Here is a 17,332-nt window from a genome sequence, read left to right as displayed (position 1 = left end):
AAGGAGTATCTACATTCTGAACTTAGGTATTAACAATTAAATTATTCACTTATACTAACGTTTCATCACAAACCTCTGTTACATTTTTAAAATATTGCAAGTTCTCCTTCGCTTCAGCTTCATTAAATAAATTGAGCTGCCTCATTATTTCAGCAGCAAATTCAACGTACGCAGATCCTACCGCTGTTATAATTTTTCCATCAACGGTTATATCTTTATTTTGTTTATATTCCCATTCATGTAAATGCGCTAATTGTTTTTCATCTGGTGTTAATGATGTTGAGAATTTCTTCTTATTAAGTACTCCTGCTGCATGTAGTAAAGATGTCCCTGCACAAATACCCGCTATCCATTTATTTTGCTTATGTAATTCGTTCACGATAGATAACAACTTTTCATTTTCTAAATGGTCAAAAATATGTCCTCCTGGTACGATAAGCACTTCATGGTCCGCTACTTCAATAAGCTCGATAGAGACATGTGGTTGACACAAAAAACCACCTTCTCCTGTAACTGTTTTGCCGTCTATTGTTGCTGTTATATTTCGAATTGCTTACTGATCAAAAATAAACTCGCTATATTTACTTCAAATTCTGCAAATCCATCAAATAAAAAGATTAATGCTTTTTTCATATTATCTCCTCCCCCTATACTTATTCGAAGACAATCATATTTCTCCTCCAAAAAAGGCAGACCTGCATACAGGTCTGCCTTTTACTCATTTCTTATTAAATCCTTTTTCCCTTAAAAATTCTTTCATATGCATTCTTTTTTCTTTAGCCATAAACGAACTCATTGATTCCGTCCATGTTACGTTTTTCTTATTTGATGATCTTTCTTTGTAATACGAACTCATCGTTTCATCGTATTCGTTTAATAATTCATCATATTTCTTTTCATCATATCCATTTTCATGAAGGATTGCTGCTACTGGTAAACGTGGTTTCACTCCATGATTTTCATCTGGTACACCAACTGTCATTCCGAATACAGGATATACTTTATCCGGTAAATGAAGCAATTCACTCACTTCTCTCGGATTATTACGAATACCACCAATATAACAAATACCGTATCCTAACGACTCTGCTGCTAACGCTAAGTTTTGTGCGAAAAGTGAAGCATCTACCGTTGCAACGATAAAGTCTTCTACTCCTTCATGTTTTATCTCTGTACTATGCTGTTCACACGCTATTTCAAGTCGTTTTAAATCTGCACAACAAACAAAGAATGCTGCGCAGTCTTTCACGTGACGATTTCCGGATAACTCTGCTAGTTTAGCCTTTAGGTCTTGATCTGTTACATATATAACAGAATACGCCTGTACAAAATGTGAGGAAGCGGCATGCTGCGCAGCTTGCACCATTCTTTCTACTACATCTTTCGGGATTGATTCTTCTTTATATTTACGAACTGAAACGTGTTGCTCCATTTTATGTATAATCTCATTCATGAAAAACCCTCCTTTTTTCTCTTCATAATGAAAAATTAACATATCTTTTTTAATATTCACAACTTATAAGCACAAAAAGAGCAATTCTTTTTGAATTGCTCTTTTTAAAACGTCTATTAATACGGTAAATGAAATTTTATCGATATATCGATAAATAACAATAAATTATTTCTTATCTTATTACGCTGTTTTCAAAACTTTAATACCTTTTACGATATTCCAAATAAAGTAGTAAATCCCTACAAGAATGAACACCGCATATGTGATCATCATTCCAATTCCAGCACCATCAGATTGATTGAAGCTTAAGCCATATATGCCAGATACTGCTAATCCACCAAATAAAATCGCATACGGGAAAATATGTGACCAAAATGCTTTTTTCGCGTGGTATTTCACTTCATCCTCCGCAACGAAGTACACGATAATTGGCAGTAAAAATGGTGCAAAAAAGATACTAAAGTAACATAGTGAAGATAATATATTATTTCCTTTCATCCGATTCACCTCTAAATAGTTTTTGTTATCTTCATTATGTCAGGAATCCATTGTAGAAACTATCGCTTTACCTTTCATGAACATGACATATTTGTAAGATTTCCATCAAAAATAATCCCGCCTGGATTTCGAGGCGGGATTATTTTCTCTATATTCGATTCATAAACCAATATTGCGTAATGGCTAAATACTCTCGTATATTCGATGGAATGACAATTCGCTTCGGTGTTTCAGCCGGAAGGCCTTCTAATTGTAAACCTTGTTTTGCTGCTATTTTTTTAGCTCTAAACATATGAAAATCGTTTGTTACGATCATTCCTTTTTTCATATCGCTCGGAATTAACGTTTTTGAGAATGTAATATTCTCATCTGTACTCGTTGATTTATCTTCCATTATGATTCGGTCTTCTGCAATTTTTAGTTTCATTAATCCATTTTTCATTGCTAATGCTTCTGAAATATCTTCCCCTTTTCCTTTCCCTCCAGATACTATAGCAATTGTTTTCTCATGTGATTGTAAATACTCAGCTGCTTTATCAATACGATATTGCAATGAGTACGATGGTTTCGTTCCGTTGACTTTCGATCCTAATACAATTATATAATCCGCATCGTAGGTAGCATTCATTTGCCCATGCTTATAAATGTTATATTGTAAAAATCCCGCATAAACGGCGCAAACCATTATAATTCCTATCATATACTTAATTATTTTCTTCTTTCTCATATCCATATACCCCTATGTTCTTTTCTTCTTTCATGATAATATCCATTTATTTGTTTGTATACAGACAAATTCCAATTCACCCTAATTTATCCTCCTGAAAGTAATATTTATATTTTCTTTCGGGAACAGTAAGTACAACTTTGCACGAAGGAGTGTCTCTATTGCTTCTCTTTTTATGTAACGTATCGTTCTTTTTTATCTTATTTTTACTATCACTTAAGATGCTCGGGAAATCTGCTTTAGCACAACTAACTCCTCATGATTTTGGTGCTATTATCTTTTTATCTTATTTAGCTTTTCAGGCCATACCAGTCTCTGGTGCTTTGCAAGCTTTTCTCGGTATGGTCGTTATTACAGGTTTGCATTTACTTCTTACAAAATTAAGCTTACTAAACAAACTAAATCGTTTCATTCTCGGACATCCTATCATTTTAATTAAACATGGTGACATTATTTTTGAGAACTTACAAAAAAGTAGATATCCAATTGCTGAACTACTTTCTAATCTTCGCGTCGCAGGATATCCAAGTGTTCACGAAATTGAATACGCTATTTTAGAAGCAAACGGAGCCATTAGTATTTTACCAAAGCGTGAGCTTGTACCATTAACTCCAAAAGATTTGAACATAGATGTTACGTATGCCGGATTACCAATTGCCCTTATCGTTGATTCGCAAATTCAATACGATAACTTAAAGTTAATTCATAAAGACGAAAAATGGTTATATAAAGAATTAAAAGAAAAGGGCATCACTAATATTAAAAGCGTTGCTTTCGCGTCTGTTCAAGAAACAGATGGATCTTTTGCGATTAGTTTAAAAGCATAAAAAAATCCCCTTACTTGCTCAAGGGGATTTTCTTCATTATATCGCTTCTTTCTCTCCCGCTATATTTAATGGAACAGGATGTTTCATACGATTCATCGTAAATACGATAATGGCTGTCAATACTTCAGCTACTGGCATAACGAGCCAAATTCCATTTATCCCAAATAATTTTGGCATAATCCATAATAATGGAGTAATAAATAGTAACCCTCGGCTCATTATAATCAGCACTGATTTTGTCGTTTGTCGCACGGATTGGAAGTACTCTCCATACACAATGTTATAGCCTAAAAATACATATTGGATAAAGAACAAGCTAATACCCGTTAATGTTAACTCCAATAACTCTGGAGATTGGACATCAAATAGACCAATAATATATTTCCCGAAGAATAATCCGACAATTATTGCAATACCACCGAGTACTACCGCAATTTTTACAGCGAACTTTAATCCTTCACGCAATCTCTCTGATAAATTTGCGCCGTAATGGAAACTAGCAATCGGTTGTAATGCTGCTCCAACACCGAAGAATAATAGTAATGTCATAGCGTGAATACTATTCACCATCGCATAAGAAGCGACTCCAACTTCTCCTGCATATTGAACGAACGCGATATTAAAACCGATTGTTACAATCGCTACTGTACTTTCTGCTGTAAAGCTCGGGAAACCTATGATCATAATTTGTTTAACTGTATCCCATTCAAAATGGAATTTCGTCCACTTTAAAATACTACTTTTTCTAAAGAAGTGCGTTAATAATACAAGGAAACCAATTGCTGCTGAAAGAATAGTCGCTGAAGCAGCACCCGTTACACCCCATCCAAAGATGAATATAAAGATATAGTCAAACACTATATTTAATACTGCCGTTACAACTAGACCTGCCATTGCTAAATTAGGATTTCCGTCATTTCGTATAAATGTACTTAAAATATTTTCTAAAACGTATATCATTCCAAACATTAATAACACATGTAAATAGTCTAACGCATACGGTAAAATCACTTCGTTTGCACCGAATAAGTATGCTATATCTTCTATTCTCCATAAACAAATCGCTGCTAAAACACCTACGATCATTACTGCTACTGTCATGGATTGCGTAAAAATAGACCTTGCTCTTTCTATTTTATTTTCACCTAGAGCAATGGAATATAACGTTGCTCCGCCCATTCCAATCCATAATGAAATAGAGAAGAAAATTGAAAAAGCTGGAATAGCCACGTTTACTCCTGCTAATCCGTTTGCTCCAACTCCCCTACTAATCATAACCGCATCAATCACAATATTAACTGACATTAATACCATTCCAAGAACGGCTGGTATTAAATATGAAATAAATAAACTTTTTATCGGTTTTTCTCTTAACTTTTCTGTTGTTTCCATCATATAAATGCTCCTTTTTTCAATGCTCTGTTCACAGTTTAAACCTTAAAGTTACTTGAAGGTCAATAGAGAATTTGAAAAATAGGTAACTTAATTATTCTGTTTGATGTCAATTTGTAATGATACGAGTTCTACATCTTATTGCTTTATTTTTTCATGATAGGAATTTGAATTTCAGTTACTTGCTCCTCTGGATTTTCTGTTACAGACCAATCAATTAATGCAATCTCAATTGCATCTCCACTTACTTCGTATCCTTCTTGATCAATATATTTCATTAATTTCTTATATGTTTCATCCGTTTCTTCATATGGGCCGTGATGGTATACACAAGCGAACATACCTTCTTTAATTTCATCTGAGCTATGTACTTGAAAAGGCATGTAATCTAACAGAATGAAGACACTACTATATGCTTGAAACTCATTTTGCATTAATCCTTTTTTTGCCACCGTTACACCGATATCTCCAGAGAATAAACTATCATCCATTTGTTTCATATTTTTTTGCAGCGAATGAATATAGTACTCAAACATATCATCCGTCGTATTCGGGGCAACAGCAATGGCTGTTATCTTTCGCTGCGGGATCTCTTTAATTACCATTTGTTCAGCTTTTGCTTTTGTTGCTTCCTTAATTAAATGAATTCTATGCTCCATTTTTGCCAAAGCATACTCAATTTCTCTTTGTTTTTTCAACATCATTTCTTGTTGTTTTTCCAGTAAATTGAGTGCATATGCTGGATTTCTTTCATCAATATATTTCTTAATTTCCTTTAATGGAATATTTAATTGGCGTAAGAACTTAATCGTATCTAATAGTGAAAATTGATCGATTGTGTAATAACGATAATTCGTTTGCGGATCCACAATGGACGGATGAAAAATCCCCTTTTCATCATAATAGCGTAGAGTAGATTCTGCTATATTATGCATTTTTGCCATTTCTCCAATTGTAAAGCGTTTATTTAATAACATATGTCCTTCTCCAATTCATAAAAAATGTCACCTTGTTTCTTCTTATTATATAGTGGTTCCCTCCATACCTAAATCGAATCCTATCATGAAAATCTGCTATTTTTTCATTGATTTTTCATACATTTTATTATATATTAATTACAGGTTCAAATTACGAGTTCAAAAGAACTTGTAATTAGACCCTTTGTTTAATGGGTTTTACATATTTTCATTAGGCAAATCCCGAGAAATCGTATGATAAAAATAAAAATGATGAGGAGAGGATCCGATGGAATTCGAATTTTTCTTTCAAATTGCACTTATTTTATTAAGTACAAAGCTTGCTGGTGATCTTAGTGTTAGACTAGGTCAACCTTCTGTACTAGGTAAATTAATTGTCGGTATCGTTATCGGTCCAGCTGTATTAGGTTGGATTGAAAATTCAGAACTTCTAACACAATTAAGTAATGTTGGTGTTATTCTTTTAATGTTTATGGCAGGACTTGAAACAGACTTAGAGGAATTAAACGCAAATCGTAATTCTTCTTTAGCAGTTGCACTTGGAGGTATCATTCTTCCATTCGTAGGTGGTTACGTTTCTGGTCTTGTTATGGGAATGGAACAAGGAAATGCTGTATTTTTAGGATTACTTCTATGTGCGACAAGTGTTAGTATTTCCGTACAAACACTTCGTGATTTAGGAAAGATGAAAACACGTGAAAGTACAACTATGCTTGGCGCTGCTGTATTTGATGACATTCTTGTTGTTATTTTATTAGCATTTGCAATGAGCTTCTTAGGTACAGACGATGTTAACTTAACAATGGTTATCTTGAAGAAAGTTGTATTCTTCGCTTCTATTATTTTAATCGGATGGAAAGGTGTTCCTGCGATCATGCGCTGGTTATCACCACTACGCGTATCTGAGTCTATCGTGAGTGCGGCTCTTATCATCTGTTTCTCATTCGCATATTTCGGCGAGCTATTAGGAATTGCTGGCATTATCGGTGCTTTCGCAGCTGGTATCGCTATTTCTCAAACGAACTACAAACATGAAGTAGAAAAGAAAGTAGAACCAATCGCTTACGCTATGTTCGTTCCAGTATTCTTCGTTAGTATCGGTATGAATATTACATTTGACGGTATTGGTGATCAAATTTGGTTCATCCTAGCATTAACAGTAATCGCTGTATTAACGAAACTAATTGGTTGTGGATTCGGTGCACGAATGACTGGATTTGACGCTAAGTCTTCTGCAATTATCGGTGCTGGAATGGTTTCTCGTGGTGAAGTTGCACTTATCATCGCTGGAACAGGACTTTCTTCAGGTCTACTAGCACAAGATTACTTTACAGCTATCGTTATCGTTGTTATTTTAACTACAATGATTACACCACCAATGTTAAAATACACTTTTGGTGCAAAAGATAAAGCAATGAAAGCAAGTAAATAAAATTTATATATAAAAAGAGATTGCTATCTTATAAGATAGCAATCTCTTTTTACTTTTATCTTTACACAATCTCGTTCTTTTTTAACCATTTTTCAAACATAATTCGTGCTTCTTCATCGTCAATATCATCACTAAATGAATACACCATAATGCCGTAATCATCCGTATATTCACCCAGTTTCATTTTCTCCACTTTCTTATAAAAATCGTCTACCTCATAATGCGGAATATAAGCATCCCAAACTGGTTCATTTATTCTTTTGTACGCCGTCACTTCTAAATCATATCCATCTTCATAATATCCGATGTGATAATGTTGACTCAGATCATGTTTCTCCATAAAAAGCCCCTCCTACTAAACAAAAGCGAGCTGTAATCTACAAGCTCGCTTCATTCATTAAATACGTTCCATCGCTGTCTTCAACGTTCCAACAACAAAAGCGATTTCTTCACTCGAAATAACAAGTGGTGGTGCTAATGTTAAGACGTTATTATATCCTGCTGTTGTCATACCATTTCGCCCTATAATTAACCCTTTTTCTTTACAAGCATTTACAACACTTGCAATTTTGTCGTTATCAATGGGCTCTTTCGTCTCTTTATCATTTACTAGTTCGATTCCAACTAGTAGACCTTTCCCTCTAATATTCCCAACAAGTGGATGTTCTCCAATTTCTTCTTTTAATTGCTCTAATAAAAGCGAGCCCATTTGTGCAGAACGCTCAATTAAATTTTCATTTTCCATAATCTCTAAGTTTTTAAGTGCTAATGCACAAGCTGCAGGATTTCCACCAAATGTATTAATATGACGGAAGAATTCATATTCTCCATTCCCTTTAAATGCTTCATATATTTCTTTTTTCACAGCTGTCGCTGATAATGGTAAATATGCGCTCGTAATCCCTTTTGCCATCGTAATAATATCTGGCTTCACATCATAATTCATAAATCCAAATGCCTTCCCTGTACGTCCGAAACCGCAAATTACTTCATCGCTAATGAGTAGTGCACCGTGTTTTTGACACGTCTCATGAACGGCTTTCATATAGTCTTGTGGTGGCATTAAAATGCCTCCGCCCGTAATAATTGGTTCCATAATAAAAGCTGCAATCGTTTCACTTAATTCCCATGTCATAACACGATCTACTTCTTTTACACATTCTACATCATAAATGTCCTCTGCTTCTATTCCAGGCATACGATAACAATCTGGCGGTGTTACATGTAAAAATCCTGAAGCAAATGGCTCATATTGATATCTACGCTGCGCTTGTCCCGTCGCTGCCATCGTAGCCATTGTATTGCCATGATACCCACGGTAACGTGACATAAATTTATAACGATGCGGTTCACCTTTTTGCGCATAGTATTGCCTTGCTATTTTAAAAGCTGTTTCGTTCGCTTCCGAACCACTATTAGAGAAGAAAATAACATACTCTCCTCCAAGCCACTCATTTAATTTTTCAGCAAGCTTTATAGCAGGTTCATGCGATTGTGACATCGGAAAGTATGATAATGTTTGTAATTGCTTATAAGCCGCCTCTGCGAGCTCTTTTCTTCCATATCCACTATTCACACACCAAAGACCACTCATACCATCTAAATATCTTTTTCCTTGTATATCTTCAACCCAGCACCTTTCTGCTTTTGCCCCTACCATTGTACTATTTGGACTAAAGGGACGCATTCCGTGCCAAACATATTGCTCATCTTTTGCTAACAATTCATCTGTCTGTTTCGTTTTCATCATTTCTTCCACCTTCCATAACAACTTATTTTTCACAAAAGCTGCGCTGGTGCCATGATGATTTAATTTTCTCCCTGCTTATTTTCATTCCACAAAATTAAGACAAAATCCTACTTACAATACAGTAATATTTACAAGAAAAAAAGAGCTTTTCTTATATATCGAAAAGCCCTTCTCTTTTTAATGGGAAGATACATCACTAATACCATGACCAGTATTAGATTTCACAAGAATTTCATCAAACTTCGCTGCATCTTCTTTCTTACTAGATAACACGGTTCCTAAATATGCTGCAAGGAATCCAAGCGGAATTGAAATAATTCCAGGTGTCGTATATGGGAAAATCGCTTCCCCAACAAATATAGCTTTTCCAGCTACAGGGTTCCAAACATTTGGACTTAACGCTACGAGAACAATTGCTGATACAAGACCAACAACCATACCCGAAATAGCACCCGTTGTATTAAAGCGCTTCCAATATATTGTGAATAATATAACGGGTAGATTTGCACTCGCTGCAACTGCAAATGCTAATGAAACTAAAAATGCTACATTCAATGTTTGAGCAAATAACGCTAGTATAATGGATAATACCGCTACTCCAATAGACGCATAGCGAGCCATTGAAACTTGCTCTTTTTCCGTTGATTTCCCCTTGCGAATAATTTCATTATAAAAATCATGTGCAAATGCTGATGCGGCTGTTAATACAAGTCCTGCCACTACAGCCAAAATCGTTGCAAAGGCAATGGCTGATACGAAAGCAAATAAGAAATCTCCACCTAGCGCTTTCGCTAATAAAGGTGCTGCCATATTACCAGCTGGATTCGCTTTAATAATCGCCTCATTCCCTACAAATGCCGCTGCCCCAAATCCTAAGAAAATTGTCATAATATAAAATGCACCAATTAACCACGTAGCGTATACAACAGATTGACGTGCTGTTTTTGCGTCACGTACTGTAAAAAAACGAACAAGAATATGTGGTAATCCAGCTGTACCAAGAACTAGTCCTAAATTTAAAGATAGCGTATCAAGACCATCTTTATACTTTACTCCTGGATTTAAAAATGAATCTTTTAATGGCGTAGCTGTTTTCATTTGAGCGAACATTTCAGTCACACTAAAATTAAATTTGGAGAAAACGATAACAGAAATAATAAATGTACCAGCCATAAGTAGTACAGCCTTTACAATTTGAACCCAGCTTGTCGCAGTCATTCCGCCAAAAATAACGTACACTGTCATTAATGTACCAACGATTAAAACGGATGTCGTATATTCGATCCCTAATAATAATTTAATAAGTGCACCCGCCCCAACTAGTTGTGCAATCATATAAAAAATCGAAATCGTCATCGTATTAAGCGCTGCAACTCCGCGAACTTTTTTCGCATCAAAACGCGCCGCAATCATATCTGCTAGCGTGTACTTCCCTAAATTTCGAAGTGGCTCTGCAACTAAGTATAATACAACTAAGTAAGCAACTAAGAAACCGATACTATAAAAGAACCCATCAAACCCAGTTAATGCGATCGCTCCGGCTATACCAAGAAAAGACGCAGCAGACATATAATCTCCCGCAATGGCCAGACCATTTTGCCAACCAGTTAATCCCCCTCCAGCTGTATAAAATTCACTCGCATTTTTCGTTTTTTTCGATGCAAAATAGGTTATGACGAGCGTACCGAGAACAATAATTAAAAATAGTGCAAACGCAGTAATATTCAAATTCAGCCCCTCCCTTTTTGCATATCTTGCAGAATGTTTTGTGAGATTTTATCAAAGGATTCTGCTTTTTTGCTATAAATCATACATAATGACCACGTCATGATAAATTGTGCAAATGCAAACACCCACGCCCACGTAACATCCCCAAATGCTGGTGTATTGAGCACCTTTGAATACGATGTTAAAATAGGTAATGCAATAAAAAAGCTTAAAAAGAAAATACTCATCGGAACGATAAACTTCTTTTTTGTATTTAATAGCAATTGAAATTCTTCTGACTGAACAACCTCTGTATAATTCACCTCATTTTGTAACTTACGTGCTGACGTATCATCTCGTTTCATTCTCTAATCCCCTCTCTTACTAGAAATACAATTCCCCCTTGCATACACAAAGACTAAATTTTATAAATATTCAGAAACTTATTTTCATTTTAGACAATCCATACATTCCTGCAAAGATTTTTCGATAGACATTTTTCGGCATTTTCCCCTAAGTTTTTAATATACTTTTTCAACATAAAATTTACGTACTGCAATCTCATACCAATAAAGATTCAATGCTCATTAAAACAAAAAGACAGAAGTAGTGCTTATCGCACTACTTCTGTCTTTTTCTCTTTTTCTAAATTACGAGCTGTTTCGCTTAATTCAACTTCTTTTCCATCTTTAAGCGTTCCAAATATGAAATCGAATACTGGATTTGAAACACCGAACCAAAACTTTTCATTTTTATAGTGGTGTAATATGTGCTGTTTTTTAAGCCATCGTCCAAACTTAGTGAACGGACGAATTGGTTTATGGGCAATATAATGTTTCCATTCATAAACGAGAAGCATAATAATCATTCCGATTCCAAATGAAAGTGTAATAGTAACACTTTTTGTTATAGCGTATGATATGAGTAAATATATAGTAAAGCTAGGTATGCTAAACCATACAGGCAAAAATAATAGTTTTAAATCATCTGGATATACGTGATGATCATAATGCAATCTTCTTAACATTTTTAATAAAAATACGTTTTTTGGTGGCTTTAAGTGAAATAAAAATCGATGTGTTAAATATTCGTTAAGCGTATAAAAAACAATCCCAAACAAACACGCTAACATACCGATCCATGTGAATAATTGCATTTTTAAAATAATGATGAAAATAAATAAAATACCATACATAATAACGATATCATGTTGTAAAAAGAACTCTTTCCCCACTCTCTTCATCTTCCTTCCCCCTTTTCCAAAAAAACAGCCGCAACATATCGTTACGACTATTTCTTTTATTTTCTATTCTTATTCTATTCACCTTACAAATTTGCCTGCTGCTCTATTGTCGAGAAAAAATTGTTCGATCCAAATATATTTTGCTTTGGAATAATATGTTCCACCGCAAATACTGTTACTTCTCCTCTTTGAACCTCTCCAATAATGAGCCCAAATATTTCATGATTTACCGCAAACGTCGGTTGCTTTGTTTGTAGTAATCTTGCTGCATTATGAAATACCGCTTCATATAGTGGATTCCTATCAGTAATTTCTTTTCGGATTTTTGGTGCTAGCGTAATAATAATTTCTTTTCCGTCAATAGTGGTTCGATACATAAAAATCTCCCCTTCAATCTTATGTGAACAACTGTAAAGCTTTGTATGCAAAATGGATAGAATATCCTACTAAAATAATACCTGCTCCGGCTGTTATATAGCCAAGTGCCTTTTGTTTTAATAAAGTTCTGCCAAAATGGACAGAAAAAGCAATATTTAAATTCCACAAAATAATGCCAACGATAATACAAAGACTGTACAAAAAGGCTTCTTGTTTCGTTACTTTCGTAAGCAATGAGCTAAGTGTACTTCCGTATATACCAAACCAAAAAACAAGATTTAATGGATTGGATATCGCAATTAAAAAACCTGCCATAAACGATTGTTTAAGGCCACCTACCTCTTCCTTTTTATATTCCATATTCGTGTGGGAAATTCCTTGTTTTACACTTTGAAATCCTAAATAAAATAATAAAAAAAAACCTGTACAGTACATAAAAGCTTGTACATATGTATACATAAACACGGAAGATAAACCGAAATAAATGAGAAGCATAAACAAAATATCTGCAGTCATTCCACCAATTCCAACAACCCACGCATGCCAAAAACCTCGTTCAATTCCTCGTTTTAACATTTCAATATTAATCGGACCTACCGGCGCAGCTAATGAAATACCTAATACAATTTGTTGTATAATTGCTCCAAACATCGCTCTATCCTTTCTACTTCCTTTACTATTAAGTAATGATGTAATGATTAAAAATAGACTAGCTTTCATCAAAATATTTACTACTAAAATACCCTTTTTTATCCAAAATATGCAAAAGAGCCATCCGAATGATGGCTCTTACTTTTCTAACTTATGAAGAAAAGGACATTTTCCTTTTATCGGCTCCACATCGTCTCCTATGAAGTATTGTTTCCATTCACGATGATCTGGATCACCATAATGACTAATATTAGGATGCTTCGGCAGCTGATCCCACTTTTCAACTCGATCTCGGACCGTTTGTCTTGAATATGCCCCTTTAGGACGATCCCCTTCTAATCCATCAAAGATGGTGCGTGGCTGAAACCCAATAACGAGAGAATTTCCTAAATGCCTAGTTTTTCGTTGTTTATAAGCTGGCGCATTTCCAAATGCGAATATCGGTTCCCCACCAAATGAAAATTCCCATAAGTAATGGTCGGGGTCTTCAGGAATTTGCTTCGGCCATGTTTGATCATCGTTTTCATGTAAATATTGTAGTACTTTCCAAAAGTAATCACGATAATATTCCAGTGATTGTTCCTCACATTCCGGTTCTACAAAAAGAAAAAATCCTCTTCTTACAATTGGCCGCTCTTTCATCAACTCTAAAAAAGCTAGCATTGTATGTGGCAAATGACTCCAATCATTATGAGAAAGAAATGAATAACGAAGTTCATTCTTTTTCAAAGCTGTTAAGCCGAAATAGCACGGAAAAGTTGGTTCTAGCACGACACTCGAAAAATTTTGAAATTCTTTTGTAACCCAATTTGGTATGTCAGTTCTCGTTCTCATTCCTTCATTATCTAATAAATAAGACTCATTCATTCTTTCTTTCACCTCATTATGTATATCAATTAAGAATATTACATACTCGGCCTGTCCTATACCTATTTAAAAATCTGGCTGAAAAATTATTTAAAAATACAAAAAAATAAAATCGCTTACTTGACTAAATTCTACCAATTCGTGTATATTTAAATTAATCATTTAGCAGAATATTCAAGATTATAGCATTTTTAGTTTATATTATCTTTCAAATGAATTTCACTAAATGAAAAAAGCAAATGTTTTTAGGAGGAATTGTAACATGCAAGGAAAAGTAAAATGGTTTAACAACGAAAAAGGTTTTGGATTTATCGAAATGGAAGGCGCTGACGATGTATTCGTACATTTCTCTGCTATTCAAGGTGACGGCTACAAAGCTTTAGAAGAAGGTCAAGAAGTATCTTTCGATATCACTGAAGGAAACCGTGGACCTCAAGCTGCTAACGTAGTAAAACTTTAATCCAACATATAACAGGAGGTTACCTTATTTGGTAACCTCCTTTGTTATTCCTTTGTATATTTCCGTTTTACAGAGCAAAAACTATGTGAAATGCGCAATATACAAAGGAGGAATTATCAATGGGATCAGAAGTAAATGATTTTGAAGAAGTAAAATTCCGTGTAGAAACAGCACAAAAAATGGTAGGATCAGCGACAATTTCAATGGATCCAGATACGTTAGAGCATGCTACTACTGCTGTAGAAGCCGCTCGCTCTCAGCTTGAAATTATGAAATCTGTTGCGACAGATTTAGATGAGCCATTTCTAATGAATGAGGAAAAAAAATTAAGTAAATGCGAGCATCAATTAAATGAAGCAAGACACTAAAAAACATCCAGAGAATTTTCTCTGGATGTTTTTTCATGATAACTGTTCTCCATACTTTTTCAATGTTTCTCCAACTGTACATTGCCTAATACAAAAGGAATGAGCATAATACTTACTATTTGTCTTTCGATTATGTTCCCGCAGAAAACACCCTTCACAATACGTTTCTAATAAGTCATTTACCTCTGTAATGAGTTGCTTTTTATCCACCTTCGCACCTCTCTATTCGGTTATTTCTTTATGACTATCAATGACGGTTCCTTCTAATGCTTGCGTAGCTAATTGATGCGCTTCTTTATTTTGTTTTCTAGATATCGGTTCACAGACAAGTTTTAACTTCATTTGCTTCGCTTTTTGTTCAATTTGATCTAAGTAATGATTTAAATGCTCATCATAACAAGGCCATTCTCCAGCCAATTGCTGTAGTACAACTTGCGAATCACCGCGAAGCGTAACTGCTTCATACTTAATCCCTAATTCCTCGAGTATATTCATGCCGTATAGTAGTGATGCATATTCCGCTTCATTATTATCATATATACCTTCTATATATGCATTACGACGAATTCGGTATTTTGTATTTCCTTTTTTATAGTATACACATATACCTACTCCAGCTTCTTTCGTCTGAACATCATACCCTCCATCAAAATAAAAGACTATTTCTTGGGGCTCTTCCTCCACTTGTTTACTCAGCTTTTTCATTTCCTTTAATGACCATTCTGCATCCATTTCATCATAAAATGATAGTTCTTTCACTCTTCCTGTTTTCTCGAAATCCTCTGCAAATTGCAGTACATCTTCTATGTTCATATAGTCTGTCGTTAATTCCGTCTGCAAACCGCGCTTCGTTTTATACAACCAATGAATTTTATATTTCATACTAGATTCCCCTTATATAAGACTTCTTATATGTAGCCAGCTAATGAAAGCCTCACTTTATTTTATTATATTGTATCAAGAGTGACAGCATTATATTCAATTTGCTTACATACAAAAAGAGCTATCCCTTTAGGAATAGCTCTTTCATCTATTACATAAATCTTTCAAATTGTACTCGTTTATTAATCCAGTACATTACAGGCATACCAATTGCCATGACAACAAATTCACCAATGGCACATGTTAACCAAGTCAACATAAATGGTAAATCAAATGCAAGATGAAGCTCAATTGCAATCATAAACATTGTAATTGTAAAAATAACTGTATTAAAGATCATACGAGCCCAAACACCTTTAATAAATCGCATAGAAATAATCGTTGCAACTAATGCAAGAATAGATTGCCCTACTCCAAATACTAAATCGTAAGCGATCATTGGTGAGAAAAAGAGATTTGTTAAAAATACACCTAATACAATTCCGTAAATTGCTTTCTTATTAAATACAACAAGATGATTAAACATCTCTGAAATACGAAACTGTACATTTGTAAAGCCAAATGGCTGAATAAGCATAGAAACAGCAATATATAATGCCGCTAAAATACCATTACCGACTAATGTTCTAATATTCATGACAAAATCTCCTTAGTTTTTTTACGTGGGATGGTTTCGAACCACGTTATTCGTTTTTTAAGCAACAAGATTATATTCTACGCAATACACACTCTTTCGTCAATAGTTTCCTATCATTAACTACCTTTTTTCTTTTAGACAACGTATAATAAAACATATGAAAGTTTTAGGAGGTTTCACTTCATGACAGCAACAATTCAAAATGAAAAAGTGATCGTTTCCATTTCTGACAAAGGTGCAGAATTACAAAGCGTTCGCTTAAAAGAAGATAACACTGAATATTTATGGCAAGGCGATTCTACTTATTGGGGGCGCCGCGCACCAATTTTATTCCCAATTGTCGGCCGATTAGTAGATAATACATATTACGTAGATGGTGAACCATATTCTTTAACACAACACGGCTTTGCTCGTGATCTTGCATTCTCTGTAAAAGAACAAAGTGAAACGAAAATCACTTATATTGTAACTAGTAATGAAGAAACATTAAAAAAATACCCATACGAATTCGAATTACTCGTTTCTTATGAGCTAGACGGACAAATCGTTCATGTAACATATGAAGTAAATAACCCTACTTCAAAAGAGATGTTCTTCTCAATCGGAGCACATCCTGGTTTCAACTTCCCCTTATTAGAGGGCGAATCATTTACAGATTATCATTTATCATTTAATGGTTCTGAACGTTTAGAAACAAGCGTATTAGAAGGGCCTTACCTTTCAAGTACAAAGCAATTAATAGCTGAAAATACGAATGAATTACCACTTACATACGATTTATTCAAAAATGATGCACTTATTTTTGAAAATATGAATACGGATGAAATCTCTATCCGTTCTCATAAACATAATAAATTTGTAAAAGTAGAATTTGACGGATTCCCATTTGTCGGCGTATGGACACCAGGCGAGAATGCACCTTTCTTATGTATTGAACCTTGGTACGGAATTGCCGATGAAGTAACTCCAGCAAGAGATTTCAAGGAAAAAAAAGGAATTCAATCTTTACAAGCGAATGAAACATTTACATGTCGTTATAGTATTACAATCGGCTAAGTTACTCTATCCCCTACTTAAAAGGAA

The 17,332-nt window shown here is 34.6% G+C and carries 21 protein-coding genes, 1 pseudogene and 1 riboswitch; of the genes and pseudogenes, 5 read left to right on the top strand and 17 right to left on the bottom strand.

Annotated features, from left to right (window positions below; translation table 11 throughout):
* Nucleotides 1–49: 49 nt before the first annotated feature.
* From PDL00_RS15125 to PDL00_RS15110, 4 genes and pseudogenes are all read right to left on the bottom strand, one after another.
* A pseudogene (locus PDL00_RS15125) lies at nucleotides 50–633 on the bottom strand (DJ-1/PfpI family protein).
* Between the two features lie 85 nt (nucleotides 634–718).
* Nucleotides 719–1,453, bottom strand: coding sequence for an oxygen-insensitive NADPH nitroreductase (gene nfsA, locus PDL00_RS15120; RefSeq protein WP_270729835.1), 735 nt, complete (start codon nucleotides 1,451–1,453; stop codon nucleotides 719–721).
* Nucleotides 1,454–1,633: 180 nt separating this feature from the next.
* A complete protein-coding gene (locus PDL00_RS15115; RefSeq protein WP_000678044.1) occupies nucleotides 1,634–1,951 on the bottom strand; it encodes a DUF4870 domain-containing protein in 318 nt (105 codons plus the stop codon).
* A 148-nt stretch (nucleotides 1,952–2,099) separates the two neighbouring features.
* Complete coding sequence (locus PDL00_RS15110) at nucleotides 2,100–2,678, bottom strand: YdcF family protein (RefSeq protein ID WP_270729833.1); 579 nt, start codon at nucleotides 2,676–2,678, stop codon at nucleotides 2,100–2,102.
* Nucleotides 2,679–2,839: 161 nt separating this feature from the next.
* Between PDL00_RS15110 and PDL00_RS15105 the strand changes: the two genes are divergently transcribed.
* On the top strand, nucleotides 2,840–3,505 hold the full coding sequence (locus PDL00_RS15105; protein WP_270729830.1) for a DUF421 domain-containing protein: 666 nt from the start codon (nucleotides 2,840–2,842) through the stop codon (nucleotides 3,503–3,505).
* Between the two features lie 36 nt (nucleotides 3,506–3,541).
* Here the strand turns inward: PDL00_RS15105 and PDL00_RS15100 are convergent, their stop codons facing one another.
* Both PDL00_RS15100 and PDL00_RS15095 read right to left on the bottom strand, forming a co-directional pair.
* Entirely contained in the window at nucleotides 3,542–4,897 is a 1,356-nt protein-coding gene (locus tag PDL00_RS15100) for an MATE family efflux transporter (RefSeq protein ID WP_270729977.1), read from the bottom strand.
* A gap of 146 nt (nucleotides 4,898–5,043) precedes the next feature.
* Complete coding sequence (locus PDL00_RS15095) at nucleotides 5,044–5,874, bottom strand: MerR family transcriptional regulator (protein ID WP_270729829.1); 831 nt, start codon at nucleotides 5,872–5,874, stop codon at nucleotides 5,044–5,046.
* Between the two features lie 268 nt (nucleotides 5,875–6,142).
* Between PDL00_RS15095 and PDL00_RS15090 the strand changes: the two genes are divergently transcribed.
* Nucleotides 6,143–7,306: a cation:proton antiporter gene (locus PDL00_RS15090; protein ID WP_098991726.1), complete on the top strand. Its 1,164-nt coding sequence runs from the start codon at nucleotides 6,143–6,145 to the stop codon at nucleotides 7,304–7,306.
* Nucleotides 7,307–7,367: 61 nt separating this feature from the next.
* Here the strand turns inward: PDL00_RS15090 and PDL00_RS15085 are convergent, their stop codons facing one another.
* From PDL00_RS15085 to PDL00_RS15050, 8 genes are all read right to left on the bottom strand, one after another.
* A complete protein-coding gene (locus tag PDL00_RS15085; protein WP_061680519.1) occupies nucleotides 7,368–7,646 on the bottom strand; it encodes a DUF3986 family protein in 279 nt (92 codons plus the stop codon).
* A 57-nt stretch (nucleotides 7,647–7,703) separates the two neighbouring features.
* Nucleotides 7,704–9,053 (bottom strand): aspartate aminotransferase family protein, encoded by a 1,350-nt coding sequence (locus PDL00_RS15080; protein ID WP_270729824.1) that lies wholly within the window; start codon nucleotides 9,051–9,053, stop codon nucleotides 7,704–7,706.
* 180 nt (nucleotides 9,054–9,233) lie between these two features.
* Nucleotides 9,234–10,784 (bottom strand): solute symporter family protein, encoded by a 1,551-nt coding sequence (locus PDL00_RS15075; RefSeq protein ID WP_270729822.1) that lies wholly within the window; start codon nucleotides 10,782–10,784, stop codon nucleotides 9,234–9,236.
* Between the two features lie 2 nt (nucleotides 10,785–10,786).
* The gene (locus tag PDL00_RS15070) at nucleotides 10,787–11,128 is read right to left on the bottom strand and encodes a DUF485 domain-containing protein (RefSeq protein ID WP_000817376.1); all 342 of its coding nucleotides are present in this window, start codon (nucleotides 11,126–11,128) and stop codon (nucleotides 10,787–10,789) included.
* Nucleotides 11,129–11,376: 248 nt separating this feature from the next.
* Complete coding sequence (locus PDL00_RS15065; RefSeq protein ID WP_242250783.1) at nucleotides 11,377–12,006, bottom strand: sterol desaturase family protein; 630 nt, start codon at nucleotides 12,004–12,006, stop codon at nucleotides 11,377–11,379.
* A gap of 83 nt (nucleotides 12,007–12,089) precedes the next feature.
* A complete protein-coding gene (locus PDL00_RS15060) occupies nucleotides 12,090–12,383 on the bottom strand; it encodes a hypothetical protein (RefSeq protein ID WP_000286363.1) in 294 nt (97 codons plus the stop codon).
* Nucleotides 12,384–12,402: 19 nt separating this feature from the next.
* Entirely contained in the window at nucleotides 12,403–13,035 is a 633-nt protein-coding gene (locus tag PDL00_RS15055) for a LysE family transporter (protein WP_000466561.1), read from the bottom strand.
* Nucleotides 13,036–13,173: 138 nt separating this feature from the next.
* The gene (locus tag PDL00_RS15050) at nucleotides 13,174–13,902 is read right to left on the bottom strand and encodes a YqcI/YcgG family protein (RefSeq protein WP_242250782.1); all 729 of its coding nucleotides are present in this window, start codon (nucleotides 13,900–13,902) and stop codon (nucleotides 13,174–13,176) included.
* Between the two features lie 262 nt (nucleotides 13,903–14,164).
* Here PDL00_RS15050 and cspB point away from each other — a divergent pair, with 262 nt between their 5' ends.
* Both cspB and PDL00_RS15040 read left to right on the top strand, forming a co-directional pair.
* Nucleotides 14,165–14,362, top strand: a complete 198-nt coding sequence (gene cspB, locus PDL00_RS15045) for a cold shock-like protein CspB (RefSeq protein ID WP_001161731.1) — start codon at nucleotides 14,165–14,167, stop codon at nucleotides 14,360–14,362.
* 119 nt (nucleotides 14,363–14,481) lie between these two features.
* The gene (locus PDL00_RS15040; RefSeq protein WP_000534395.1) at nucleotides 14,482–14,730 is read left to right on the top strand and encodes a DUF2564 family protein; all 249 of its coding nucleotides are present in this window, start codon (nucleotides 14,482–14,484) and stop codon (nucleotides 14,728–14,730) included.
* Nucleotides 14,731–14,763: 33 nt separating this feature from the next.
* Here PDL00_RS15040 and PDL00_RS15035 read toward each other — a convergent pair whose 3' ends face one another.
* From PDL00_RS15035 to PDL00_RS15025, 3 genes are all read right to left on the bottom strand, one after another.
* The gene (locus PDL00_RS15035; RefSeq protein ID WP_000358801.1) at nucleotides 14,764–14,940 is read right to left on the bottom strand and encodes a zinc-finger domain-containing protein; all 177 of its coding nucleotides are present in this window, start codon (nucleotides 14,938–14,940) and stop codon (nucleotides 14,764–14,766) included.
* A 12-nt stretch (nucleotides 14,941–14,952) separates the two neighbouring features.
* On the bottom strand, nucleotides 14,953–15,612 hold the full coding sequence (locus tag PDL00_RS15030) for a ribonuclease H family protein (protein WP_270729818.1): 660 nt from the start codon (nucleotides 15,610–15,612) through the stop codon (nucleotides 14,953–14,955).
* A 151-nt stretch (nucleotides 15,613–15,763) separates the two neighbouring features.
* Complete coding sequence (locus PDL00_RS15025; RefSeq protein ID WP_001026467.1) at nucleotides 15,764–16,249, bottom strand: QueT transporter family protein; 486 nt, start codon at nucleotides 16,247–16,249, stop codon at nucleotides 15,764–15,766.
* A gap of 6 nt (nucleotides 16,250–16,255) precedes the next feature.
* A riboswitch (PreQ1 riboswitch) is annotated at nucleotides 16,256–16,300 on the bottom strand.
* Between the two features lie 132 nt (nucleotides 16,301–16,432).
* On the opposite strand from PDL00_RS15025, the gene PDL00_RS15020 reads away from it, so the two are divergent.
* Nucleotides 16,433–17,305, top strand: a complete 873-nt coding sequence (locus PDL00_RS15020) for an aldose 1-epimerase family protein (RefSeq protein ID WP_270729817.1) — start codon at nucleotides 16,433–16,435, stop codon at nucleotides 17,303–17,305.
* Nucleotides 17,306–17,332 lie beyond the last annotated feature (27 nt).

Source organism: Bacillus cereus group sp. TH152-1LC (assembly GCF_027710505.1).
In the GTDB taxonomy this organism is placed as follows: domain Bacteria; phylum Bacillota; class Bacilli; order Bacillales; family Bacillaceae_G; genus Bacillus_A; species Bacillus_A mobilis.
The sequence above is the reverse complement of the archived record's forward strand: the minus strand, read 5'-3'. Positions and strand labels throughout refer to the sequence as shown.